Annotated in this window: 20 protein-coding genes; 19 read left to right on the top strand and 1 reads right to left on the bottom strand. The window is 72.7% G+C overall.

Features of this window, described 5'->3' with window-relative positions; all coding sequences use genetic code 11:
• Positions 1-42: 42 nt before the first annotated feature.
• Genes ACIOWN_RS31500 through ACIOWN_RS31490 form a run of 3 tightly spaced genes read left to right on the top strand, consistent with a single transcriptional unit; the run spans position 43 to position 2,626 of the window.
• Positions 43-585: a PadR family transcriptional regulator gene (locus ACIOWN_RS31500; RefSeq protein ID WP_362356550.1), complete on the top strand. Its 543-nt coding sequence runs from the start codon at positions 43-45 to the stop codon at positions 583-585.
• Positions 582-1,271, top strand: a complete 690-nt coding sequence (locus ACIOWN_RS31495; protein WP_362356548.1) for an ABC transporter ATP-binding protein — start codon at positions 582-584, stop codon at positions 1,269-1,271. The genes ACIOWN_RS31500 and ACIOWN_RS31495 overlap by 4 nt, the downstream gene beginning before the upstream one ends.
• Positions 1,268-2,626 (top strand): ABC transporter permease, encoded by a 1,359-nt coding sequence (locus tag ACIOWN_RS31490; protein WP_362356546.1) that lies wholly within the window; start codon positions 1,268-1,270, stop codon positions 2,624-2,626. Before ACIOWN_RS31495 ends, ACIOWN_RS31490 begins: the two co-directional genes overlap by 4 nt.
• A gap of 158 nt (positions 2,627-2,784) precedes the next feature.
• Here ACIOWN_RS31490 and ACIOWN_RS31485 read toward each other — a convergent pair whose 3' ends face one another.
• Positions 2,785-3,321 (bottom strand): HNH endonuclease, encoded by a 537-nt coding sequence (locus ACIOWN_RS31485; protein ID WP_362347792.1) that lies wholly within the window; start codon positions 3,319-3,321, stop codon positions 2,785-2,787.
• A gap of 312 nt (positions 3,322-3,633) precedes the next feature.
• Here ACIOWN_RS31485 and ACIOWN_RS31480 point away from each other — a divergent pair, with 312 nt between their 5' ends.
• From ACIOWN_RS31480 to ACIOWN_RS31405, 16 genes are all read left to right on the top strand, one after another.
• Positions 3,634-4,743 (top strand): mechanosensitive ion channel family protein, encoded by a 1,110-nt coding sequence (locus tag ACIOWN_RS31480; RefSeq protein ID WP_362347794.1) that lies wholly within the window; start codon positions 3,634-3,636, stop codon positions 4,741-4,743.
• A 161-nt stretch (positions 4,744-4,904) separates the two neighbouring features.
• On the top strand, positions 4,905-5,525 hold the full coding sequence (locus ACIOWN_RS31475) for a Uma2 family endonuclease (protein WP_362347796.1): 621 nt from the start codon (positions 4,905-4,907) through the stop codon (positions 5,523-5,525).
• A 161-nt stretch (positions 5,526-5,686) separates the two neighbouring features.
• The gene (locus ACIOWN_RS31470; RefSeq protein ID WP_362347798.1) at positions 5,687-6,898 is read left to right on the top strand and encodes an ROK family transcriptional regulator; all 1,212 of its coding nucleotides are present in this window, start codon (positions 5,687-5,689) and stop codon (positions 6,896-6,898) included.
• 59 nt (positions 6,899-6,957) lie between these two features.
• Complete coding sequence (locus tag ACIOWN_RS31465; RefSeq protein ID WP_362347799.1) at positions 6,958-8,295, top strand: ABC transporter substrate-binding protein; 1,338 nt, start codon at positions 6,958-6,960, stop codon at positions 8,293-8,295.
• Between the two features lie 6 nt (positions 8,296-8,301).
• Positions 8,302-9,243 (top strand): sugar ABC transporter permease, encoded by a 942-nt coding sequence (locus ACIOWN_RS31460; RefSeq protein WP_362347801.1) that lies wholly within the window; start codon positions 8,302-8,304, stop codon positions 9,241-9,243.
• 2 nt (positions 9,244-9,245) lie between these two features.
• Positions 9,246-10,139 (top strand): carbohydrate ABC transporter permease, encoded by an 894-nt coding sequence (locus ACIOWN_RS31455; RefSeq protein WP_401984071.1) that lies wholly within the window; start codon positions 9,246-9,248, stop codon positions 10,137-10,139.
• Positions 10,140-10,144: 5 nt separating this feature from the next.
• Positions 10,145-11,470: a 6-phospho-beta-glucosidase gene (locus ACIOWN_RS31450; protein WP_362347805.1), complete on the top strand. Its 1,326-nt coding sequence runs from the start codon at positions 10,145-10,147 to the stop codon at positions 11,468-11,470.
• The gene (locus tag ACIOWN_RS31445) at positions 11,461-12,432 is read left to right on the top strand and encodes a BadF/BadG/BcrA/BcrD ATPase family protein (RefSeq protein WP_362347807.1); all 972 of its coding nucleotides are present in this window, start codon (positions 11,461-11,463) and stop codon (positions 12,430-12,432) included. Before ACIOWN_RS31450 ends, ACIOWN_RS31445 begins: the two co-directional genes overlap by 10 nt.
• A gap of 207 nt (positions 12,433-12,639) precedes the next feature.
• The gene (locus ACIOWN_RS31440) at positions 12,640-14,088 is read left to right on the top strand and encodes a hypothetical protein (RefSeq protein ID WP_362347808.1); all 1,449 of its coding nucleotides are present in this window, start codon (positions 12,640-12,642) and stop codon (positions 14,086-14,088) included.
• A gap of 14 nt (positions 14,089-14,102) precedes the next feature.
• Complete coding sequence (locus ACIOWN_RS31435) at positions 14,103-15,119, top strand: glutamate ABC transporter substrate-binding protein (protein WP_362347810.1); 1,017 nt, start codon at positions 14,103-14,105, stop codon at positions 15,117-15,119.
• Between the two features lie 81 nt (positions 15,120-15,200).
• The gene (locus tag ACIOWN_RS31430; protein WP_362347812.1) at positions 15,201-16,499 is read left to right on the top strand and encodes a hypothetical protein; all 1,299 of its coding nucleotides are present in this window, start codon (positions 15,201-15,203) and stop codon (positions 16,497-16,499) included.
• 8 nt (positions 16,500-16,507) lie between these two features.
• Positions 16,508-19,039 (top strand): tetratricopeptide repeat protein, encoded by a 2,532-nt coding sequence (locus tag ACIOWN_RS31425; protein WP_401984066.1) that lies wholly within the window; start codon positions 16,508-16,510, stop codon positions 19,037-19,039.
• A gap of 3 nt (positions 19,040-19,042) precedes the next feature.
• The gene (locus tag ACIOWN_RS31420) at positions 19,043-20,797 is read left to right on the top strand and encodes a protein phosphatase 2C domain-containing protein (RefSeq protein ID WP_401984065.1); all 1,755 of its coding nucleotides are present in this window, start codon (positions 19,043-19,045) and stop codon (positions 20,795-20,797) included.
• 135 nt (positions 20,798-20,932) lie between these two features.
• Positions 20,933-22,279, top strand: a complete 1,347-nt coding sequence (locus tag ACIOWN_RS31415; protein WP_362347818.1) for a VWA domain-containing protein — start codon at positions 20,933-20,935, stop codon at positions 22,277-22,279.
• A gap of 93 nt (positions 22,280-22,372) precedes the next feature.
• The gene (locus ACIOWN_RS31410; RefSeq protein WP_401984064.1) at positions 22,373-23,680 is read left to right on the top strand and encodes an FHA domain-containing protein; all 1,308 of its coding nucleotides are present in this window, start codon (positions 22,373-22,375) and stop codon (positions 23,678-23,680) included.
• Between the two features lie 108 nt (positions 23,681-23,788).
• Positions 23,789-24,193 (top strand): globin, encoded by a 405-nt coding sequence (locus ACIOWN_RS31405; RefSeq protein WP_100566789.1) that lies wholly within the window; start codon positions 23,789-23,791, stop codon positions 24,191-24,193.
• Positions 24,194-24,267 lie beyond the last annotated feature (74 nt).

Here is a 24,267-nt window from a genome sequence, read left to right as displayed (position 1 = left end):
TCACTATTCACTCAGTACATGTACTCAGTGCATACTGAGCTCATGAGCACCCGCCACATCCTGCTGGGGCTGCTCGCCGGAGGGCCGAGCCATGGCTACGACCTGAAGCGACGCCACGACGAACACTTCCCACAGGCCCGCCCGCTGGCTTACGGACAGGTCTACACGACCCTGCAACGGCTGGTCCGCGACGGACTGGCCCAGGTGGAGGGCACCGACTCCGACGGAGGACCGGAGCGCACGCTGTACCGCCTCACGGCCGAGGGCTCGCGCGAAGTCGCCGACTGGGCCGGGCAGGTCACGCCTCCCGCACCCTTCGTGGCGAACGAGATCTTCGCGAAGGTCGTCACGGCGATCCTCACCGGCGGCGACCCCGCCGCCCACCTGCTCGCGCAACGCGCCGCGCACATGGAGCGGATGCGGGAGCTGACGGCGGTCAAGACCGCCCCGGGCGCCGATCTGGCGACCGTGCTCTCGGCGGACTACGCCCTCAACCACCTCGACGCCGACCTGCGCTGGATGACCACCACCCAGGCCCGGCTCACCACTCTGACCGCTCTGACCGTGGAGGTCGACCGAGCATGAGCAACCCTCCGGTGCCCCTTCTGGAGGCCCGAGACCTCGTCAAGTCCCATGGCAGGACCCCGGCGCTGCGCGGGGCGAGCCTGGAGCTGCGCGAGGGCGAGATCGTCGCCGTGACCGGCGCCAGCGGCAGCGGGAAGTCCACGCTGCTGCACTGCCTGGCGGGCATCGTCCGGCCGGACGAGGGCTCGGTGACGTACCGCGAGGAACGCGTCGACAGGCTGCCGGAGCAGCGCCTGAGCGAACTGCGCCGCACCGACTTCGGGGTGGTGTTCCAGTTCGGGCAGCTGATCCCCGAACTGACCGCCGTGGACAACGTCGCGCTGCCGCTGATGCTGGCCGGGACCGCGCGGGGGACGGCCCAGGAGCAGGCGGGGGCGTGGCTCGAGCGGTTCGGGGTGGGGGAGCAGAAGGCAGCACGGCCCGGGGAGTTGAGTGGCGGCCAGGCGCAACGCGTAGCGCTGGCAAGGGCGTTGGTGACCGGTCCGAGGGTGGTGTTCGCGGACGAGCCGACGGGGGCACTGGACTCGCTGGCGAGCGAACAGGTGATGACGGCCCTGGTCGGAGCCGCCCGGGAGGCGGGCACGGCGGTCCTGCTGATCACGCACGACGCCCAGACGGCGGCGTACGCCGACCGCGAGGTGCGGCTGCAGGACGGCATGACGGTCGCGTCGGAGGTGCTCGCGTGAGGACCGATCTGCGGCTGGCCTGGCTGCTGGTGCGGGGCTCGGACCGGCGGGAGTGGTGGCGGATCGCGCTCACGGCGGTGGGGGCGATGTGCGCGACGGGGCTGGGGCTCGCGGCCGCCGTCCTGGCCACGGTGCGCGGTCAGTACAGCTTCTCCGTCGGCAACGGCCTGCTCGACCATCCCGGCGAGCGCTCCGGGGTGATCGTCACGCTGCTGCTCCTGCTGGTGCCCGTGCTCGGGTTCCTCGGGCAGTGCGCCCGGATCGGCGCGGTGCACCGCGACCGGCGGACGGCCGTGCTGCGGCTGGCGGGCGCGGAGCCGGGGCGGGTGCGGCGGATCGCGGCGCTGGAGACGGGGCTCGCCTGCCTGCTGGGCTCCGTGCTCGCCACGGCCGGGGCGGCGGCGGTGCTGGTGGCCGTGTGGGAGCGGCCGACCGCGTCGGCCTGGGCCGGGATGGCGCTGGTCGCGGTGGTGGTACCGGTGCTGGGCACGGCGGCCGTGGTGCCGGCGCTGCGCCGCGTGGTGGCCTCACCGCTGGGGTGGGTGCGGCGGAGCCACGAGCGACGGTCGGGTCGTGGTCCGGCGCTGCTGTTCGTGGGCGCACTGCTGGTCGTGGGCGTGGTGGCGCTGGGGGCGGTGGCCGGTACGTCCGCCGGCCCCCGGAATTCGGGCCTGGCGCGGGGTCCGGTCATCGTCCTGGCGGCGGTCCTCGCCGTCGGCGCGGGAGCGGTGTGGCTCACGGGCGCCCTGTCCCGGCTGACCGGCCGGCTGCTCGCGGCCCGGACGGGCTCCCCTGCGGTGCTGATCGCGGCGGAACGGCTGCGGGACGACCCGTGGGCGGCGGCCCGCACCCATGCGGCGGTGCTGCTGGTGACGGTGGTCGGGACCGGGTACATGGGGGTCCGGCAGGGCATGCTCACCGAACTGGAGGACATGCGCCGGCGGCAGACGCTCGGGATGGACATGTCCTTCTACACGACCGGGCTGGACCTCACGGCCGCGGCCATCGCCATCGCCCTCGCGATCGTCCTCACGGCGCTCGCCGTCGGCACCGCCGAGTCGGTCGCCACCCGGCGCCGGTCCCTGGCCGCACAGGTGGCCGCCGGAGTACCCCGACGGGCCCTCGCCCGGGCCCTCCTGCTGGAAACCGCGCTGCCCCTCGCCCCTGCCGTGCTCGTGGCCGGCGTGGGCGGCCTGGCCATCTGCATCTGGTACGGGCTCCTCACCTCCGGGACCGTGCCGTACACGGCCCTCCTGGTCCCGGCCGGCGTATACGCCACCTGCCTGCTGGCCACGGCCGCGTCCCTGCCACTGCTCCGCCGCTCGGTCCGCCCTGCGGAGCTGCGGTACGCGTGAGCGTGCGGTCCCGTGGGCACGGGGCCGCGCCGCCCTGTGCCGGGGAGCCGCCGGGCGGCCTCCCGCGCGTCGGTTCCGAGGGGCGGGTGCCCCGGGCCCGGGGTCCCGCCCGCGGGCCCGGGGCACCCGCCCCTCGGCAACGCGAAGGCCCGGAATCGTCAGGCGGAGATGCCGTCGATCCGGGCCAGGGCGTCGTCCGCGCCGTACGGCTGCAGGTAGGGCAGCCAGCGCGGGTCCCTATGCCCGGTGCCGATGATGCGCCAGGCCAGACCCGTGGGCGGGGCCGGCTTGTGGCGCAGGCGCCAGCCGATCTCGACCAGGTGGCGGTCGGCCTTGACGTGGTTGCAGCGGCGGCAGGACGCCACCACGTTGTCCCAGACGTGCTTGCCCCCGCGTGAACGCGGGATGACGTGGTCGACGCTGGTTGCGATGCCACCGCAGTACATGCACCGGCCCCCGTCGCGCGCGAACAGCGCCCTTCGGGTGAGAGGAACGGGCCCCCGGTAGGGAACCCGCACGAAACGCTTGAGCCGGACCACGCTGGGTGCGGGGACGGTGACGGTTGCGCTGTGCAGATAGGCGCCGGACTCCTCAAGGCAGACTGCCTTGTTCTCCAGGACGAGGATGAGCGCGCGGCGGAGCGGTACGACGCCGAGCGGCTCGTACGACGCGTTGAGGACCAGGACATGCGGCACGGATGCCTCCTTGTACGCCGGCGGCGCGTGGCTCGCGCCGGGGCTGCCTGCAGTCAGTTTCCCCTCATGCCTGGTGAACGCGCCACCATGTCCCGGTAACGGGCTGGGAGTGTTTTCGACCACACCTCATTCATCCCCCGGACCACGGCCCCTTCACACAGCCTGTTCAGAGGCCGGTGGTCACCGTCTCCCCATGCGCCCTTCCTGGAACTTCCCGGGAACCCACACACCCTGCCCCGTTAGTGTGGTGGTTCCGCCCGTCCGGTGATCCGTTCGTGACCCAGTCGATATTGACCCCGTGCCGGAGGGCGGATGCACCTGGAGGTACCTGCCGTGTCCTTGCCCGTCGTCCTGCCGGCCGCCGGCCCGTCGCCGTCGCCCTCCGAGTCGCCGGCCCTGACGGTCCCCACGTTCCAGGACGCCCACGAGACCGCGACGAACGCGGCCGGCTGGGTCGAGCAGAACTGGTCCACGTGGCTCGCCATCGGCTTGAAGATCCTGCTGATCCTGGTGATCGCGGCGGTGCTGAGAGGGGTGGTCCGGCGGACGATCACCAAGATCATCGACCGTATGGCCCGTACGGCGCAGGCGGTGGACGGCACCGCGCTGGGCGGACTGCTGGTCAACGCCGAGCGCCGTCGGCAGCGCTCGCAGGCGATCGGTTCGGTGCTGCGCTCGGTGACGAGCTTCCTGATCCTGGGCACGGCGGCGCTGATGGTGCTGGCCACCTTCGAGATCAACCTGGCGCCCCTGCTGGCCTCGGCCGGTGTGGCCGGCGTGGCGATCGGTTTCGGCGCCCGCAACCTGGTCACCGACTTCCTCTCCGGCGTGTTCATGATCCTGGAGGACCAGTACGGCGTCGGCGACTCGATCGACGCGGGCGTCGCCGCGGGCGAGGTGATAGAGGTCGGACTGCGCGTGACCAAGCTGCGCGGGGCGAACGGCGAGATCTGGTACGTCCGCAACGGCGAGATCAAGCGGATCGGCAACCTCTCCCAGGGCTGGGCGACGGCCGGTGTCGACGTCACCGTCAAGGCGGACGAGGACCTCGACAAGGTGAAGGCCACCCTCGACGAGGTCGCCGAGCGGATGAGCAAGGAGGAGCCCTGGAACGAGCTCCTGTGGAGCCCGATCGAGGTGCTCGGCCTGGACAGCGTGCTGATCGACTCCATGGTCGTCCGTGTCACGGCCAAGACCATGCCGGGCAAGTCGGTGACCGTCGAGCGGGAACTGCGCTGGCGGATCAAGCGCGCCTTCGACGCGGCCCACATCCGCATCGTGGGCGACGCGACGGCCCCGGCGGGCGAGGCCGCGGCAGCCGATCCGACGGCGGGCATGTCGGCCCCCTCGGCGTTCGCCAACGCCACCTCACCCCAGTCCCTGGCAGCCTCCCCGATCCCCCCGCAGTCACTGTCCAAGTAGGCCCACGGAGCCTCCGCGGAGACCGGCGGAACGGTTCAGCACACTCGTTCGAGTGAAGGGGCGCGGATTCCCCCCGTGCGACGCGCCCCGCACGCTCCATCGTTCTGCCGGGGCACCCGGCGCGGGCGTAGCCTGACACCAGCGCGACACGGAGATCAGCGATGAGCGCCGAACCGATCATGGAGCCGGTGATGACGCAGGTGGACCCCATCGACCTGTTGAACGCGATCGAAAAGGCGTCGCCGATGCCGATTCGGCCGGAGTACATCGAGGGGACGGTCATCGCGCCGCCGCAGCCGAACGACAACCACAATGACGGCGCCTTCAAGCTGGCGGTCCAGTTCTTCAACGCCGGGTTCGAACTGGCGGGCATGGGCAACGGCTATCGCGCCGCCAACAAGGACGGCGGCACCATGGCCCTGCTCATTCCGGACTTCTACGTCCGACGGCGCAAGGCCTCCGAACTCGACGAGTCCTACCGCAGGACCCACAAGGGCTGGTACCCCGTCGACATGATCTCCCTCGTCGGCGAGGTGACCTCCAGCAATCACTGGACGGACACCGGCCCCAAGCTCCGCACCTACGCGGCCGCCGGCGTCTCCGTCTACGTCCTGGTCAACCGCGAGACCCGGACCGCCCACTGCTACACCACTCCCGTGCTCCCCGGCGAGGACCCCACCAAGGCGTACTACGACGACGAGACCAAGGTCGACCTCGGCGAGCCGCTGCCCCTCCCGTCGCCGTACCCCACGCTGGACACGGCACCGTTCCTCAAGGACTGACCGGACCGGGGCTCCCGACCGCGCGCTCCCCTCGCCGTCCCCGTGGGTAACGACTCCGTTGCCGCAGGGACCCACTCTTGACGGCCACTTCACGGCGGGCATACCTTCCTGCCACTCGAAAAGGAAACTTTCCTAACAGTAACCGCAGGGGGGGCCGACGCATGGCAGACACCACCGGCACGCCCGGCACTCCGCGGGTCCTGCGCGCCATGAACGACCGCGCCGCCCTGGACCTCCTGCTGGAGCACGGGCCGCTGTCGCGCACCAGGATCGGCAAGCTGACCGGGCTGTCCAAGCCGACCGCCTCCCAGCTCCTGGCCCGGCTGGAGGCCGCCGGGCTGGTCCGCGCGACGGGGACCAGCGAGGGGCGGCCGGGCCCCAGCGCCCAGCTGTACGCGGTCGATCCGGCCGCCGCCCATGCGGCAGGGCTGGACGTCACCCCCGCCCGCATCCGCGCCGCCGTCGCCGACATCACCGGCCGCACCGTCGGAGAGTACGAGCTGCCGACCCCCGGCCGGCGCCCGTCCGGGCCCGTCGTGCGGCAGGTCACCGACGCCCTCGACGGCGCGGTGAAGGCGGCAGGGCTGGCCCGCGGCGACGTGCACCGGCTGGTCATCGGCACCCCCGGCGCCTTCGACCCCGGCACCGGCCGTCTGCGCTACGCCTCCCACCTGCCCGGCTGGCACTCCCCCACCCTGCTCGACGAACTCGCCGCCGCCCTGCCGATGCCGGTGGAGTACGAGAACGACGTCAACCTCGTGGCCCTGGCCGAGCAGCGGCTCGGCGCGGCCCGCGGCCACCGGGACTTCGTGCTGCTGTGGAACCAGGAGGGCCTCGGCGCCGCCCTGGTGCTCGGCGGCCGCCTGCACCGCGGCTGGACCGGCGGCGCCGGCGAGGTCGGCTTCCTGCCGGTCCCCGGCACCCCGCTGGTGCGCCAGGTGACCCGGGCCAACAGTGGCGGCTACCAGGAACTGGCCGGCTCGCAGGCGCTGTCGGCACTTGCCCGGGAGCTCGGCGTCGAGGACCCGCCCACGGGGCCCCCCGCCGCGGCCGCCGCCGAGCTCGTCGCCCGCGCCGCCGACCACGCCACCGGTCCCCACCGCACGTTCCTGGCGGCGTACGCGACCCGGCTCGCGACCGGTCTCGCCGCCCTCGTCTCGGTGCTCGACCCCGAACTCGTCGTCCTCAGCGGCACCTCGCTCACCGCCGGGGGCGAGGTGCTGCGCGCCCTGGTCCAGGCCGAGCTGGAGGAACTGGCCGCCTCCCGGCCCCGCCTGGTGGTCGGCGACGTGCATGAACACCCCGTCCTGCGGGGCGCGTTGGAGAGCGCACTCGCGTCCACCCGCGACGAGGTCTTCGACACCTCGCGCTGAACCGCCGTACCCGCTCCGCCTCTTCCCTCACCGCCCGCCCGTCCCAGGGAGATCCAGCCATGCCCGAAGTGTCCCGGAAAGCGGCCCTCGCCCTCGCCGCCTCCGCCGCCATGGCACTGCTCGCCACCGCCTGTACCGGTCAGCCCGACGCCGGCGCGAACGACGACGCGTCGAAGGACACGACCATCAACTTCTGGCACGCCTGGAGCGATCCGAGCGAGGTGAAGGCCGTCACGTCGCTGATCGACGGCTTCCGGAAGGCGCACCCCAACATCCGCGTCAACGTCGTCGGCAACATGACCGACGACAAGATCAACCAGGCGCTGCGCACCGGCGGAGCCAAGGCGCCCGACGTGATCTCCTCCTTCACCACCAACAACGTCGGCAAGTTCTGCTCCTCGGGCGCGCTGGTCGATCTCAACCCGTTCTTCGAGAAGACGGGCACGGACCCGGAGAAGACCTTTCCGAAGGCGATGAACGAGTACACCCAGTTCGACGGCAAGCGCTGCACGGTGCCGCTGCTGGGCGACGCCTACGGCCTCTACTACAACAAGGACGCCTTCGCCGCCGCGGGCATCAAGAACCCCCCGCGGACCTGGTCCGAGTTCGAGGCCGACGCCAAGAAGCTGACGATCCCCCAGGGCGACGGCTACCGGCAGCTCGGCTTCATGCCGGACTACCACGGCTGGGAGTCGACGACCGAGCACTACTTCGCGCAGTTCTCCCCGGCGTACTTCGACTCCAGCGGCAAGTCGAGCCTGGCCACGGACCCCGCGTTCGAGCAGGGCTTCACCCTTCAGAAGCGGCTCGTGGACGAACTCGGCGGCTACCGGAAGCTGGAGAAGTACCGCGCCGGCCTCGGCGACGAGTGGGGACCCAAGCACCCCTTCCACACCGGTCAGGTGGCCATGCAGCTCGACGGCGAGTGGCGCCTCGGCATGGCCGAGGAGGCCAAGCCGAAGTTCGAGATCGGCGTCGCCCCGCTGCCCGTCCCCGACGACCAGGCCGACCAGTACGGCAAGGGCTACATCACCGGAACCATCGCCGGCATCGCCGCCACCAGCAAGAAGCAGAACGCCGCCTGGGAGCTGGTGAAGTACATGACCACGGACACCGACGCGGTGGTCGGCTTCGCCAACGACATCCACAACGTGCCCTCCACGCTGGCGGCGCTGAAGTCCCCGAAGCTGAAGTACGACCCGCGCTTCAAGACGTTCCTGGACATCGCCGCCAACCCGGACTCGACCACGACGCCCGCCTCCATCAACGGCGGCCAGTACCTGGTGACGATCCAGCAGTTCGGCTACGACTACGAGAGCGGCAGGGCCAAGGACCTCAAGGCCGGCCTGCTCAGGACGGCCCGGCAGATCGACACGGACATCGCGCAGGCGAAGTAGGCGCGCATGACCACCCTCACCCTGGCGTCCAAGCGCCGCCGCTCGGCGCTGAAGACCCTCGCCTTCATGTCTCCGTGGCTGATCGGCTTCGCGGTCTTCTTCGCCTATCCGCTGATCTCCACCGTCTACTTCTCGTTCATGCACTACGACGGCTTCGGGCCGCCGACGTGGCGCGGCACCAGGAACTGGACGTACGTCTTCCAGAACTACCCGCTGTTCTGGCCGGCCCTGCGCAACACCCTCTGGCTGGTCCTGGTGATGGTGACCCTGCGGGTGGTCTTCGGGCTCGGCGTGGGTCTGCTGATCACTAGGATCAGAACGGGCACGGGTGTCTTCCGCACCCTGTTCTACCTGCCCTACCTGGCCCCGCCCGTGGCGGCGACCATGGCCTTCGCCTTCCTCCTCAACCCCGGCACGGGCCCGGTCAACTCCCTCCTGCAACGGGTCGGGATCCCCGCGCCCGGCTGGTTCGGCGACCCCACCTGGTCCAAACCGGCACTGACGATGCTCGCCCTGTGGGGAGTGGGCGACCTGATGGTCATCTTCATGGCCGCGCTGCTCGACGTGCCCACGGAGCAGTACGAGGCCGCTGAGCTGGACGGCGCCTCGCCCTGGCAGCGCTTCCGGTACGTCACGCTGCCGAACATCTCGCCGATCGTGATGTTCGCGGTGGTCACGGGTGTGATCCAGACGATGCAGTACTACACCCAGCCGCTGATCGCCGGAAAGGTCGCCTCGGGCGTGATCCAGGGCGCGGGCACCCAGTTCGAGCCCGGCTATCCGGACAGGTCCACGCTCACCCTCCCCCAGCTCGTGTACAACCTCGGCTTCCAGCGCTTCGAGTACGGCCCGGCCTGCGTGGTGGCGCTGGTGCTGTTCGCCCTGTCGATGGTGTTCACCGCGTTCCTGATGCGGCGCCGGGGCGGTCTCATCCAGGCAGGTGACTGACGATGACCCAACTACTGGACAGACCGGCGGGGTTGAAGACCCGGCCGTCCACCGCCGAGCGCACGGCCCGCCGCAGGGCGGCGCTGGAGTGGATCGCGGTCCACTCGCTCGGCGTGGCGGCCGCCCTGTTCTTCGTCCTGCCCTTCGTGTTCGTCCTGCTGACCTCGCTGATGAGCGACAGCCAGGCCCTCAGCCGCGATCTGGTCCCGCACACCTGGGAGTGGGACAACTACAAGAAGGTCCTCGACACCCCGGGCTTCCTCACCTGGTGGCGGAACACACTGGTCTACGCCGGTCTCGGCACGGTCCTCACGGTCGCGTCCTCGCTGCCCGTGGCGTACGCGCTGGCGAAGTTCCGCTTCCGGGGCCGCAACCTGTCGCTCATGCTGGTGATCTCGATGATGATGCTGCCCCCGCAGGTGGTCATCATCCCGATGTACCTGTTCTGGGCCAAGCAGCTGGACCTGTCCGGCACGTTGTGGCCGCTCATCATCCCGATGGCGTTCGGCGACGCGTTCTCCGTCTTCCTGCTGCGGCAGTTCCTGACGACCATTCCGAACGAGTACCTGGACGCGGCGAGGGTCGACGGCTGCGGCGAGCTGCGCACGCTGCTGAAGGTCGTCGTCCCCATGGCCAGACCCGGTCTCGCGGCCGTCGCCCTCTTCCAGTTCTTCTACGTCTGGAACGACTACTTCGGCCCGCAGATCTACGCCTCGGAGAACCCGGGCGCCTGGACCCTGTCCTACGGCCTGGAGTCCTTCAAGGGGGCCCACCACACCGACTGGAACCTCACCATGGCCGCGACCGTTCTGGTCATGGCCCCCGTGATCCTTGTGTTCTTCTTCGCGCAGAAGGCGTTCGTCGAGGGCGTCACACTCACCGGAGTGAAGGGCTGAACAGCATGAAACTCACCGTGGTCGGCGGCGGCTCGACCTACACCCCCGAACTCGTGGACGGTTTCGCGCGTCTGCGGGACACCCTGCCCGTCGAGGAACTCGTGCTGGTGGACCCGGCGGCGGACCGCCTGGAGCTGGTGGGCGGGCTGGCCCGCCGCATCTTCGCCCACCAGGGCCACCCGGGCCGTGTCGTCACCACCTCCGACCTGGACGCGGCCGTCGACGGCGCCGACGCGGTACTGCTCCAGTTGCGCGTCGGCGGCCAGGCGGCCCGGCAGCAGGACGAGACATGGCCCCTGGAGTGCGGCTGCGTCGGCCAGGAGACCACCGGCGCCGGCGGCCTGGCCAAGGCACTGCGCACGGTCCCGGTGGTCCTGGACATCGCCGACCGGGTCCGCCGCGCCAACCCCGACGCCTGGATCATCGACTTCACCAACCCGGTCGGCATCGTCACCCGCGCCCTGCTGCGGGCCGGCCACCGGGCGGTCGGCCTGTGCAACGTGGCGATCGGCCTCCAGCGCAAGTTCGCGGGGATGCTCGGCCTCGCGCCCGCCGACATCCACCTGGACCACGTGGGCCTGAACCACCTCACCTGGGAGACGGCGGTGCGGCTGGGCGGCCCGGAGGGCGAGGACGTACTGCCCCGGCTGCTGGCCGAGCACGGCGGGACGATCGCCGGGGGCCTGCGCCTGCCCCGCCCGCTCCTGGACCGTCTGGGCGTGGTCCCCTCCTACTACCTGCGCTACTACTACGCGCACGACGAGGTCGTGGAGGAACTGCGCACCAAGCCGTCCCGCGCGGCCGAAGTGGCCGCGATGGAGCGGGAACTGCTGACGATGTACGGCGATCCGACCCTGGTGGAGAAGCCCGCCCTGCTCGCCCGGCGCGGCGGCGCCTACTACTCGGAGGCGGCCGTGGACCTGGCGGCGGCCCTGCTGGGAAACCAGGGCCGCGGGCCCGCAGGGCCCTCGTCTGAGGGTGGCGGCGGGCGACGGGCGGGCGGAGGCGGCAACCCGTACCAGGTGGTGAACACGTACAACAAGGGCACCCTCCCCTTCCTCCCGGACGACGCGGTGATCGAGGTGCAGGCGGCGGTGGGCTCCAAGGGCGCGGCCCCCCTGCCCGTCCCCGTCGTGGACCCGCTGTACGCGGGCCTGATGGCCGATGTGGCGGCGTACGAGGACCTGGCCCTGGAGGCGGCCCTGCGCGGCGGCCGGGACCGCGTCTTCCGCGCCCTCCTCGCACACCCCCTGATCGGCCAGTACGCCTACGCCGAGACCCTCACCGACCAACTCGTCGCACACAACCGGGAGTACCTCGCGTGGGCCTGACCGCAAGCGTCCTCGCCATCGACGCGGGCAACAGCAAGACCGACGTCGCGGTGGTGGCGGCCGACGGGCACGTCCTCGCCACGGCCCGCGGCGGCGGGTTCCGGCCTCCCGCCGTGGGCGTCCGAACCGCGGTGGACGCACTGGAGGAAGCGGTCCGGCGGGCGTACGCGCAGGCCGGCGTCACCGGCGCCGGCCATGTCTCGGCGTGCCTGGCCAACGCCGATCTGCCCGTGGAGGAGGAGCAGTTGGCGTCGGCGCTGCACGCGCGCGCGTGGGGCACGACGGTGGAGGTCCGCAACGACACGTTCGCGATCCTGCGCGCGGGCGTGGCCGAACCGCGCGGGGTCGCGGTGGTCTGCGGCGCCGGCATCAACTGCGTCGGCATGCTCCCGGACGGCCGCACCGCCCGCTTCCCCGCGCTCGGCCGGGTCTCCGGCGACTGGGGCGGCGGCTGGGGCCTGGCGGAGGAGGCCCTGTGGTACGCGGCCCGCGCGGAGGACGGCCGCGGCGCGCCCACCGCCCTGTCCCGCACCCTCCCCGCCCACTTCGGTCTCGACTCCATGTACGCCCTCATCGAGGCGCTGCACCTGGGGCACGTCGACCATCTCCGCCGCCATGAGCTGGCCCCGGTCCTGTTCGCCACTGCCGACCAGGGCGATCCGGTCGCCCGCACGATCGTCGACCGCCAGGCCGAGGAGGTGGTGGCCATGGCGGCCGTCGCGCTGGCCCGCCTCGGCCTGCTCGACGAGGAGACGCCGGTCGTCCTCGGCGGCAGTGTCCTCGCCGCCCGCCACCCCCGGCTCGACGACGCCGTCCGCGGCCTGCTCGCCGGCCGCGCCCCCAAGGCGGTCCCGCGGGTCGTCACGGCCCGTCCGGTCCTGGGCGCGGCCCTGCTGGGCCTGGACCACGTGGAAGCACCGGCGGCGGCTCTGGAGAGGGTGCGGGCCCACTTCGAACGGTGAGGTGCCGGTGGTTTCCCGCGAAGACGCGGGAGGCGCGGGAGGCGTAGGAGGCGCGGGGAACCGAACTGATTCTCCCTGCGTATACATGGGCGAGGGGTGGTACGGGACGAGCGCACACGGTTCGGCCGAGATCGGGTGAAGACCGGTGCGGATACCGGTCACGGCAGCGATACTTGCGGCGACGGATGGCCATGGGGGAGGTCAGCAGTGACACAACCGCCGACGAGCAGACCGGCGCCGCCGGGTCCGGGCCTGCCCACGCTGCCGGCGGTCCCGCCGCAGCGCGCTGCCCCCGTCGTCGCCGCCCGGCCCCCGTCGCCCCCGCGCCGCACCGCCTTCGCGGAGGGCGCCGAGCGCCTGCGCACCGCCGCCACCACCGAGCCGGGCCGGCTCCGCGTCATCGGCGCCGTCCTCGCCCTCCTCGTCGTCGCCTTCGGCGCCGTCACCGCCCTGCAGACCACCGACCGTGCCACGGCAGCCGACGACGTCCTGCACCGCAGCCAGCCGCTCAGCTCCGACGCGGCCGACATCTACCGCTCGCTCGCCGACGCCAACACCATGGCGACCAGCGGCTATCTGGCCGGTCTGCAGGAGACGGCGGCCACCCGCGAGCGCTACGAGTCCGACATCCGCACGGCCGCCGCCAAGCTGGTCACCGCCGCCGCCAACTCCGCTCCCGGCAGCCCCTCCGCGGCCACCATCACCAAGCTGAACCAGCTCCTGCCGCGCTACAAGGGCCTGGTGGAGTCCGCCCGTGCCAACAACCGCCAGGGCTTCCCGGTCGGCGGCGCGTACCTGCGCGCCGCCAACGACACCATGCAGAACGAGATGCTCCCGGCGGCCGAGGACCTGTACCAGAAGGAGAACCAGCGGCTGCGCTCCGACTACGGGGACGCGACACCGTACCCGTGGGCTGCGATCGCCCTCGGCGTCGTCGCCCTGGCCGCCCTCGCCTGGGCCCAGCGGCGCAACTACCGGCGGACGAACCGGGTGCTGAACCACGGCCTGGTCACCGCGAGCGCCGCCACCGCCGTCGTCCTGCTGTGGCTGGTGACAGGCCACAGCGTCGCGCGCGCGGGACTCAACGGCTCCTACACGCACGGCGTGCGCTCCCTGAACGTGCTGCACGACGCCCGTATCGCCTCCCTCAAGGCCCGCAGCGACGAGAACCTCACCCTGGTCAGCCGCGGCGCGGAGACGAGGACGCTGAAGGACGGCACGGTCATGGACGCCTACGACTGGGCATACGACCAGGAGCTCGGCACCCTCGCCAGGACGCTGAACCTGGCTGGCACCCTCGCGGAGGACCCCGGGGGCAGGAAGCCTGTGGACACGGCGAACGAGTCGATGAAGGTGTGGAAGCAACGGCACGAACTGGCCCGCCAGGCCAACGACTCGGGCGACTACCAGAAGGCACGCGACCGGGTCATCGGCACCACCGCCGAGGACCGGGCGCAGTCCACGGGTGACTGCTTCGACAACGTCGACGCCTCCCTCGCGTCGGCGCTCACCCATGAGACGGGCAGGTTCCGGCAGGCCGCGCGGGACGGCCGGGCCGCCATGACGGGCCTGCCCGCCGGCTCCGCCGTGCTCGCGGTGCTCGGCGCGGCGGGCGCGGTCCTGGGCATCGGACGCAGGCTTTCGGAGTACCGGTGAAAGGGGGCGTGGCGATGCGAGCACGACGACTGCGGGCCGGTCTGAAGGGCTGGGGCGGTGTCGGCGCGATGGCTGCCGTCTGCGCCCTGGCGCTGGCGTTCGTCCTCCTGCTGCCCCGCACCCAGCCACACGGCGCCGGCGACCCCGTCCTGGGCGGGCGACACGCCGTGCGGGGCACACAGTCCAAGGCGGACGGCTGCCAGGACAGCCAGGCCCACAACCTGAGCCCGTCCCCGTCCGGCGCGGGCGGCCGCACGGTGAGCGCCATCCGCTCGCGCGGCTACCTGACGGTCGGCGTCGACCAGAACAGCTACCGCTGGGGCTACCGCAACCCGAACAACGGCTCCGGCGCGCTGGAGGGCTTCGACATCGACCTCGCGCACCGCATCGCCGAGGACATCCTCGGCGACCCGGACAAGGTCCAGTTCAAGGCCATCCCCACCAACGAGCGGATACCCGCGATCCGCAGCGGCCGGGTGGACATGGTGGTGCGCACCATGACCATCACCTGCGACCGGCTGAGGCAAGTGGCGTTCTCCGCCCCCTACTTCCTGACCGGCCAGCAGGTCCTGGCCCCCAAGACCTCGGACATCACCGGCTACGACGGCTCACTCGCCGGGAAGAAGGTCTGCTCGGCGACCGGTTCCACGGCCTACGACCACCTGGCCGCCGACACCAAGGACGGCACGCTTCCCGCGACCACCGACATCACCACCACCGTCCCCAACCAGCTGGACTGCCTGGTGCGGCTCCAGCTCGGCGAGGTGGACGCGGTGGTGACGGACGGCGCACTCGCCGCCAGCCAGGCCGCGCAGGACCCCACCGTGGCGCTGAAGGGGGCCTCCTTCACCAAGGAGTTCTACGGTGTGGCCATGAACCTCGGCGCCGAGGACCTGGTCCGCCAGGTCAACCGGACACTGGAGAACTACCGCAAGGACGGGGGCTGGAAGACGTCGTACGGGAGGTGGCTGTCCGCCACGCTGGGTAAGGACTCACCGTCGGCCACCGCGCCGACGCCGGCCTACCGGTGACCTGTCACCGGCCGGTGCGGCACCGACGGACCGGCACAACCCGACAGCACACAGGCGACACACAGCAGCGAGAGGTGATCGATGGGCGCCACGGACCCCGCCGGGCCGGTGATGGACCGGGACGAGGTGGACCGTGCGCTGGCGCGGCTCGGCGCGGAGCACGAGGCCATCGAGACCTCGCTGCTCGCCCTCCAGGACCACGCGGGCCGCAGACTCCTGGAGGGCGCCGAGCTGACCGGCGTCACCAAGGAGCGCTGGGCGGCCACGGAGGCGTCGATCACGCTGCTGTGGGCGTACTTCGACGCCTACAGCGGCGCCCTGCGCACCGCCCGTGAGATCCGCGCCCGCCGCCGCTGGTCCAGCCGTGAGGACCTGGTGGAGCTGACCGAGCTGCTGCGCGGCGAGTCCGTCACCGTCCCCGGCGCGGCCGTCGCGGGCGCGCCCGGTCCCGGCCGGCTCAGCCAGAGCTTCTCCCTGGTCACGCTGGTCGAGCGAATGAACGAGCTGTACGCGGCCGGTCTTGACATGGTGGTCGCCGCCGACGCGGTGTGGTCGGCGCTGCCCGCGCGGATCGATCTGCTGGCCGCGGAGCTCCAGCGCACCCGCCGGCTCGCGCACTCGGTCGGCGTCCGCCCCGGCGAGCACCCGGCGGGCGACGACCTGGACCGCGTCACGCACACGCTGACCGGGCTGCGCGCCGAGGTGATCTCCGATCCGCTCGCCTTCTGGGTGCCCGCGCAGGGCAGTTCGGCGCCGGGCGGCGGACGGCCGGACACCACGGTGTACGACCGTCAGGCCCGGGCCCTCGACGAGGTGCGCCGGGAGATCGAGGCCGTGCTCGGGGTGCGGCAGGACGCCGAGCAGCGGCTGATCAGACTGCGGGACGTGCTCTCGCGCGCGGACCGCACGCTCGCCGAGGCGCGCGCCGCGCGCGGCGAGGTGCTGGCGAAGATCGCCGCCACGGAGGTGCCGGTGGTCAGCGGTCCGCCGACCGCCCTCCAGGAGCAGCTGGCGACGGCCGCCGAGTACCGCAGGCAGGCCCGCTGGCACCGGCTGTCGCCGCTCCTGGAGTCTTTGGAGGAGAAGGCCGAGGACGAACTCCTGCGGGCCCGCGAGTCGTTGACGGCGGTCACCGCTCCGCTGGCGGTCCGTGCCGAGCTGCGCGGACGGCTGGACGCGTACAAGGCGAAGGTGGCCCGCCACGGTCTGGCGGAGGACCCGCTGCTGGTCGAGCGGTACGACGCGGCGCGGCGCATGCTGTGGAGCGCGCCCTGCGACCTGCGGGTGGCCGAACAGGCCGTGCTGCGCTATCAGCAGGCGGCGGCCGAGCTGCTCGGCGGCTCCCGGGTGCCGGAGCCGGGCGGGCGCGAGGGACGGTAGGGGGAGTCATGAGTCAGGCGGGGCAGACCTGTCAGCGGCCGGACTGCGGCGGCACGTACGAGGACGTCGGCGGCGGCGAGCTGTACTGCGACACGTGCGGTCTCGCGCCGGTGGTCTCGCCGACCGGCATGGTGGGTTCGCCGCCCACCGGGGTCACCGGCGGCGGGGACTCGCGGGGTTCGGCGGGCAGCCGGGGTTCGGCGGGCAGCTCCCGTACGTCGTCGCAGTCGACGGGTTCCTCACGGTCCCGCCGCTCGGTGTCGGGGCGGCTGTCGCGGTCGCTGTCGGGCAGGGCGACCGGCCGCTCGGTGTCGGTGCGCAGCTCCGGCTCCACGACGGGGTCCTCGGGCCGCGGCCGGCTGGGCGCGGGTCTGGTGCAGGTGCCGCAGGTGCCGCGGCCCGACCCGCGTTCGATGGTGCTGGAGAACCCCGAGGTGCCGGAGCGCAAGCGGTTCTGCTCGCGCTCGGACTGCGGGGCGCCTGTCGGTCGCGCGCGAGGTGACCGCCCGGGCCGTACGGAGGGCTTCTGCACCAAGTGCGGGCACCCGTACTCCTTCGTGCCCAAGCTGAGGGCCGGGGACATCGTCCACGGCCAGTACGAGGTCGTGGGCTGTCTGGCGCACGGCGGCCTGGGCTGGATCTACCTCGCCGTGGACCGGGCCGTCGCCGACCGCTGGGTGGTGCTCAAGGGCCTGCTGGACACGGGCGACCAGGACGCGATGGCGGCGGCGATCTCGGAGCGGCGGTTCCTGGCGGAGATCGAGCACGCCAACATCGTGCGGATCTACAACTTCGTCGAGCACCTCGACCAGCGCACCGGCTCCCTCGACGGCTACATCGTGATGGAGTACGTCGGCGGCAAGTCTCTGAAGGAGATCGCCAACTCCCGCCGCACCTCGCAGGGCGGACGCGACCCGCTGCCGGTGGAGCAGGCCTGCGCGTACGGCATCGAGGCCCTGGAGGCGCTCGGCCATCTGCACAGCCGCAACCTGCTGTACTGCGACTTCAAGGTCGACAACGCGATCCAGACCGAGGACCAGCTCAAGCTGATCGACATGGGCGCGGTGCGCCGGATGGACGACGACGAGTCGGCCATCTACGGCACGGTCGGCTACCAGGCGCCCGAGGTCGCCGAGGTCGGCCCGTCGGTGGCCAGCGACCTGTACACGGTGGGCCGTACGCTCGCCGTCCTCACCTTCGACTTCCAGGGCTACACGAACGTCTTCGCGGACTCCCTGCCCGACCCGGACAACATCGAGGTCTTCCGCCAGTACGAGTCCTTCTACCGGCTGCTGGTCCGCGCGACCGATCCCGACCCGGCCCGCCGGTTCGCCTCGGCGCAGGAGATGGCCGAGCAGCTCACGGGTGTGCTGCGGGAGGTCGTGTCCTTGCAGACCGGCCGGGCGCGGCCGGCCCTTTCGACGCTGTTCGGCCCGGAACTGCGAGTGACGGACACGGAGCTGTTCCCGAAGCTGGACGGTGACGTGTCCCGCCTCGGGGCGCGGGTGACGCGCCCGCGCGGGTCCGCCCCGGCCCTCACGGCCGGTGCCGGAAACGGCCACGGCGCCCCGGGCACGCCGAACGCTCCGGCCCACCCGGCCCTCGTCAAGCCCGTTGACGCGCCCGCCGCCGCGCTCGCCCTGCCGGTCCCCCACGTCGACCCGGGTGACCCGAACGCGGGTTTTCTCGCGGGCCTGTTGACGTCCGCGCCCGGCGAACTGGCGTACGCCCTCGCGGCGGTGCCCACCCCGTCGGCGGAAACCCGGCTGCGCCAGGTCCGCGCCCGGCTGGAGACCGGCGAGGCGGCCACGGCGCTGGAGGTCCTGCGCCAACTGGAGCAGAGCCACCCGGACGACTGGCGGGTCGTCTGGTACCAGGGCATGGCCTCCCTGGTCACCGGCGACCACGAGGAGGCGGCCCTCGCCTTCGACGCGGTCTACGACGCCTTCCCGGGCGAGGTCGCGCCGAAGCTGGCGCTCGGCCTGTGCGCCGAGGTGCTCGGCCAGCTCGACAACGCCGCCGAGTACTACCGCCTGGTGTGGTCGACCGACCCGAGCCAGGTCAGCGCCGCGTTCGGGCTGGCCCGCGTGCAGCTCGCCGGCGGCGACCGGAGCGGCGCGGTGCGGACACTGGAGTCCGTGCCGGGCTCCTCCATCCACTACACGGCGGCGCGTGTGGCGGCCGTGCGGGCACGGCTGCGGCACCGTACGGCGGCGGCCTCCGACACGCCGTTCCTGGACGATCTGACGGCCGCCTCCGGGCAGGTCGAGGCACTTCAGGCCTACGGTCTCGACCCGGCGCGGCGCGAGCTGTTGTCGGCGGAAGTCCTCGGCTGCGCCCTGGACTGGGTACTCTCCGGGGGCCGGGCCACCGACCCGGCCGCCCGGCGGGTGCTGCTCGGCAGCGACCTGGACGAGCGGGGACTCCGCTTCGGCCTGGAGCGTTCGTACCGCACGCTGGCCCGGCTGGCCCCCGGTGGCGAGGAGAGGATCGACCTGGTGGAACGTGCCAACCGTTACCGCCCCCGGACGTGGGTGTAGTTGATGTCGCAGATGCACCAGCAGGCCGCGCTGCCGAAGTGCCCGAGCTGCGCGGAGCCGCTCGAATCGGGTGACCGCTTCTGCGGCGCGTGCGGGTACGCCCTGCCCGCGGCCGCCGCGGGACCCAACGACACGCCGACGCTCACCATGGACCGCGGTGGTGTGCCGCGCCCGGCCGGACCCGGCGAGCGTGCCGACGACGCCGTATGGCCGCGCGCCCCGCACCCGGACGCCTCCGAGGCCCCACCGCGGCTGCATCTGCCGACGGACCTGCCGGGCACGGACTCCAACGGCTCCCCGCTGCCGGCACCGGTACCACAGGCACAGCCGCGGCAGGCCGCCCTGCCGCAACCGCAGGCTCCAGCGCAGGGCGCGGTCCAGGGACAGCCTCAGCCACCGGCTCCAGCGCAGGCCGCAGCTCAGGGGCAACCGCAGCCGCAGGCTCATGCCCAGGCCCGGGCGGCGGTCCAGCCGCAGCCGCACGCGGCGGAGGGGTCGCCGCGCCGGCCCCAGGCGGCCGTTCAGTCCCAGCCGCAGGCGCAGCCCCACCCCGAGCCTCGGACACAGACCACGGCCCAGCCCCAGGCACAGGCGGCGGGCGGACCGCAGCCGCAGCCGGCAGCCCAGCCTCCGCGACAGCCGCAGCCGCCCGCCCCAGCACAGGCCGCAGTTCAGGGACAGCCGCAGCAGCCACAGCCACAGCCGCAAGGACACGCGCAACCGCAGCCGCAGCCCGCCTCCGGTGTGCGGTTGGACCGGCCCGCGGAGCCCGACGAGTACCCCTTGCAGGCGCCGGACCCGCGCGTGCCCGCCGACGCCGACGCCGCCGCCCCGGACGAGGGCACCGCGGTGTGCGTGGCCTGCCGGGCAGGCCGGGTCGACAGCGACGGCTACTGCGAGAACTGCGGGCACGCCCAGCCGCGCGAACGCGACCACATGGAGCAGGAGTCGGGCCCGATCGCCGCCGTCAGCGACCGCGGTCTGCGCCACCACCGCAACGAGGACGCCTTCGCCCTCGGCCGCACCGCGCTGCCCGACGGCTCGCCCGCCCTCGCGGCGGTCGTCTGCGACGGCGTGTCCTCCGCGACCCGCCCCGACGAAGCGTCCCTGGCCGCCTCACGAGCGGCGAGCGAGTCGCTGCTGGCCGCGCTGCCCCGGGGCACGCACCCGCAGCAGGCCATGCACGACGCGATCGTCGCCGCCGCGCAGGCGGTCGACGCGATCGCCGGGGAGCCCGCGCCAGAAGGCCGGCACTCCGCCCATCAGAACGCGCCGGCCTGCACGTTCGTCGGCGCGGTGGTCACCCCCGGACTGCTGGTCGTCGGCTGGGTCGGCGACAGCCGCGCCTACTGGGTGCCGGTGGACCGCGGCGCGCCCGCGGCCCGGCTCACCGAGGACGACTCGTGGGCCGCGCAGATGGTCTCGGCGGGCCTGATGTCCGAGGCGGAGGCGTACGCCGACGAGCGCGCCCACGCGATCACCGGCTGGCTCGGCGCGGACGCCTACGAACTGGAGCCGCACACGGCGTCGTTCAAGCCGGACCGGCCGGGAGTGGTCGTGGTGTGCACGGACGGGCTGTGGAACTACGCGGAGACGGCACGGGAGATGGCCGACGCCGTCCCCCTCGACGCCGCCGTGCGCCCGCTGCACAGCGCCCGGGTCCTGGTCGGCCACGCCCTCGACGGCGGGGGCCACGACAACGTAACAGTGGCCGTCCTGCCGTTCCCGGCCGCGCCGCAGGGGGCAGGATCGGCCTGAGGGACGTACGCCGGGACGCGTGACGGAAACCCCGGCCGGGCCCTCAGCGCGGCGCAGCTCCGAGGGCCGGCGGGGGCCGGTCCGTTCACAGTCGTCGTCCCCGTTCACGGGGTCCAGAGGGGGATCTGGGACAGCATGGCGAATTTCTCGAAGTCCAGCGTGCCGCAGTTCTCGGTGGACGTGTACCAGAACGAGTACCTGCCGGAGGGCGGCCGGGAGGTCAACGCGATCGTCACGGTCACGGCGACCGGCGGCGGCACGATCGGCGGCGCGGTCGCGGCACCGCACCTGTACACGCCCGGGCAGGGGCCGTCCGCCGCGGTGGCGATCATGGTCGACTGCTCGGGTTCGATGGACTACCCGCCGGCCAAGATGCGCAACGCCCGGGACGCCACGGCGGCGGCGATCGACACCCTGCGCGACGGTGTGCACTTCGCGGTGGTCGGCGGCACGCACGTGGCCAAGGAGGTGTATCCGGGCGGCGGCCGGCTCGCGGTCGCCGACGCGACCACCCGCGACCAGGCCAAGCAGGCGCTGCGCAGGCTCAGCGCCGGCGGCGGCACGGCCATCGGCACCTGGCTGCGGCTGGCCGGCCGGCTGCTGTCCTCGGCGGACGTCGCCATCCGGCACGGCATCCTGCTCACCGACGGCCGCAACGAGCACGAGTCCCCGGAGGACCTGAAGCGGACGCTCGACGAGTGCGCGGGACGCTTCACGTGCGACGCGCGGGGTGTGGGCACCGACTGGGAAGTGAAAGAAGTCACACAGATCGCCTCCGCGCTGCTCGGCACCGCCGACATCGTCGCCGACCCGGCGGGCCTGGCCGCCGACTTCACGCGGATGATGGAGACGGCGATGGGCAAGGAGGTCGCGGACGTCCGGCTGCGGGTGTGGGCGCCGGTGGGCACGACGATCAAGTTCGTCAAGCAAGTCGCTCCGGCCGTGGAGGAGTTGACCGGCCGCCGGGCCGAGGCGGGCCCACGCGCCGGGGACTACCCCACCGGCTCCTGGGGCGACGAGTCCCGCGACTACCACCTGTGTGTGGAGGTGCCCGCGGCCGGCATCGGGCGGGAGATGCTCGCCGCCCGTGTCTCCCTGGTGGTGCCCGCGCCGGACGGGACGGCGCAGAACCTCGGGGCCCAGGGCCTGGTACGGGCCGTGTGGACCGACGACATGACCGCCTCCACCTCGATCAACCCGCAGGTTGCCCACTACACCGGGCAGGCCGAACTGGCCCAGGTCATCCAACAGGGACTGGACCTTCGCAAGGCGGGTGATTTCGATGGAGCAACGGCCAAACTGGGCCGGGCCGTTCAGCTCGCCGGTGTTTCGGGGAACGCGGATACTGCGAAACTCCTTGCGAAGGTGGTGGACGTGGTCGACGCCGCGACGGGTACTGTGCGACTGAAAGCGAAGGTCGACGAGGCCGACGAGATGACACTCGAAACCAGGTCCACCAAGACCGTTCGTGTGAAGAAGTGACGCGGGAAGACCGCACAGGACAGCGAGCCCGGCCCCTCGGGGTGGGAGGAATCCGGCCGCACCGGCCGGAGAAGGAGAAGGGGAAGCGCCGACATGCCGACCTGCCCGAACGGACACCAGTCGGGTTCCGACGACTGGTGCGAGGTGTGCGGTCACCGCATGGCCGGTGCCGTGCCTCCGCCTCCCCCGCCGCCCCCGGCCGGGGGCTACGGCTTCCCGCCCGCGCCGGGTGCGCCCGGCGCGGGCGGTGGGCACCCGCACCTGTCCGTACCTGACTCCGAGCCGCAGCTCTGCCCGCAGTGCCGTACGCCCCGCGAGGGCGGCGCGCCGTTCTGCGAGGAGTGCCGGTGGAACTTCCTGACGAACACGGCGACCTCGTACACGCCGGCCGCGCCGCCGCCCGGTGCCGGCCCTCGTTTCCCGCAGCCGCCCGGCCCGGGCTTCGGCGGCGACACCTTCGAGTACCAGGGCTCCCGGCCGTCCCAGATGAACCGGCCCGCCGAACCGATCCCGCACGCCCCGCCCTACGGCACCGAGCCGCCGGGCCGCCCGGGACCGCCGAACTTCGGCACCGAACCCCCGGGCCGCCCCGGCCCGCCCAACTTCGGCACCGAACCCCCGGGCCGCCCCGGCCCGCCCAACTTCGGCACCGAACCCCCGGGCCGCCCCGGCCCGCCCAACTTCGGCGCGGACCCATCACGGCCGGTTCCGCCGCCGCCCGGTGCACCCGGTGCTCCCGGAGCGCCCGGTGGTGGCCCGCAGGTGTACCAGCAGTCCGGCCCGCCGGCTCCGCCCGTGTTCCCGCAGGAGACGGGCCGGCCACGGCGCGGCGCCGACGACGACTGGGTGATCTCCCCGCCGTCCGGCGGCCCGTCCGGTCCGGGCGTCCCGGGCCGTCCCGGCCAGACGGGCGGCTACGGCTACCCGCAGCCGGGTGCCACCCAGGCCCCGCCGGGACCGGCGTTCCCGCAGCAGCCGCAGCATCCGCAGCAGCCCGCGACCTGGACGGCCACGATCGGCCCGGACCGCGACTACTTCATGGCGATGATGCACCGCTCGGGTCCCGAGGCCGCGGGCCTGAACCTGCCCGCGTACTCGCCCGAGCAGCAGCGCACGCTCTCCGGCAACCAGGTCACCATCGGCCGCCGCCGGCACTCCACCGGTGACACCCCCGACATCGACCTGGCGGTCCCGCCGGAGGACCCGGGCGTCTCCCACCAGCACGCTGTGCTGGTCCAGCAGCCCGACGGCAGCTGGGCGGTGGTCGACCAGAACTCGACCAACGGCACCACGGTCAACGGCTCGGAGGACCCCATCCAGCCCTTCGTGCCGGTCCCCCTCCAGGACGGCGACCGCGTGCACGTGGGCGCGTGGACGACGATCACGATCAGACGCGGCTAGCCGCGCCGGCCTCGGGCGGATCACGCCGTGACCGGCGGTCCCAGGTGCTGCCGTGAGGCAGGGACCTGGGCCTCCGGTCCTCCTCCGGCCGTCTGAGAGCATGGACGGGTGAATGAGATTCGGCGTGGCACGCTTCAGGAGCAGACCTTCTACGAGCAGGTCGGCGGCGAGGAGACCTTCCGCCGGCTGGTCCACCGTTTCTACGAGGGGGTGGCCCAGGACCCCGAGCTGCGGGCGATGTATCCCGAGGAGGACCTGGAACCGGCCGAGGAGCGGCTGCGGCTGTTCCTGATCCAGTACTGGGGCGGTCCGACGACGTACGGGGAGCGGCGCGGCCACCCGCGGCTGCGGATGCGGCACGCGCCCTTCCGGGTCGACCGGGCGGCGCACGACGCCTGGCTGCGGCACATGCGGGTGGCCGTCGACGAGCTCGGCCTGTCGCAGGAGCACGAGCAGACGCTGTGGAACTACCTCACGTACGCGGCGGCGTCGATGGTGAACACGCCCGACTGAGCCACCGCGCGGGAACCTGAGTACCGGATTCCGGTCGTTCGTCGCCGGAATCCGATCACGATCCGGTCAAACTC

The sequence above is a fragment of the Streptomyces sp. NPDC087787 genome (genome assembly GCF_044743035.1).
Taxonomy (GTDB): Bacteria; Actinomycetota; Actinomycetes; order Streptomycetales; family Streptomycetaceae; genus Streptomyces.
Note: the sequence above shows the minus strand (reverse complement) of the source record. Positions and strands in the feature narration are given on the sequence as shown.